The sequence below is a fragment of the Mesorhizobium sp. M7A.F.Ca.MR.148.00.0.0 genome (assembly GCF_003997735.1).
Taxonomy (GTDB): Bacteria; Pseudomonadota; Alphaproteobacteria; order Rhizobiales; family Rhizobiaceae; genus Mesorhizobium.
In genome coordinates this window covers 1-222 of the sequence record NZ_RZTB01000765.1, presented here as the reverse complement: position 1 = coordinate 222, position 222 = coordinate 1, and the positions used below count along the sequence as shown (strand labels likewise).

At 60.4% G+C, this 222-nt stretch carries 1 protein-coding gene; it reads right to left on the bottom strand.

Features of this window, described 5'->3' with window-relative positions; genetic code table 11:
• A partial coding sequence (locus EOB49_RS36185; protein ID WP_127383596.1) for an alpha/beta fold hydrolase occupies positions 1-222 on the bottom strand: 222 nt, incomplete at both ends.

The window sequence follows — 222 nt, the reverse complement described above, 5'->3', positions numbered from 1 at the left end:
GGGCGCTGATCCGATCCGGGTGCGAGATCGCATGCCGGAGTCCTATCTGCGAGCCATAGTCATGCAGCCACAAGGCGTAGCGTTCGAGACCGACTTCACCGGCAAGTCTGGAAAGCACGTCGGAATAGGCGTCGAAATCATAGCCAAAGGCGGCCGGATCTGGTGTACCACTGTATCCGAAGCCCGGCCAGTCGAATGCAATCGTTCGCCAGCGGTCGGCGA